Raw genomic sequence first — 480 nt, forward strand, 5'->3', positions numbered from 1 at the left:
TGGATAGGTTACACTTTATTGGACAATTCTAAAGAGAACTGTTTATAATAAATAAAAATGAAATGAGGTAACCAAAATGGCAAGAGAAAGAAGAAATTACAGTGATGAATTTAAAAAGAAAATTGTTGAATTGTATAATAGTGGAAAACCAAGAGCTGAACTTGTAAGAGAGTATGAATTAACACCATCAGCTTTATCATCATGGATTAATAAATACAATAATTCAGGTTCGTTTAAAGCAGAAGATAACAGAACCCCTGAAGAAAATGAATTAATCAAACTTCGTAAAGAAAATCAACGATTAAAAATGGAAAATGATATTTTAAAGCAAGCAGCGCTGATTATGGGACGAAAATAAATGTTATTTTATCCAATTCGTATAAATATCCAATCAGCGCGATGTGTAAATTACTCAATATTTCAAGATCATCTTTATATTACGCTAAAAATAAACCTGCAAAAAAATATAACGCAGAAGAA

The 480-nt window shown here is 28.5% G+C and carries 1 pseudogene; it reads left to right on the plus strand.

From position 1 onward, the window contains the following. Positions 1–76: 76 nt before the first annotated feature. Positions 77–480: pseudogene (locus tag DWZ53_RS11385) on the plus strand (transposase); the annotation flags it as partial.

This window comes from Coprobacillus sp. AF33-1AC, from assembly GCF_003475785.1.
In the GTDB taxonomy this organism is placed as follows: domain Bacteria; phylum Bacillota_I; class Bacilli_A; order Erysipelotrichales; family Coprobacillaceae; genus Faecalibacillus.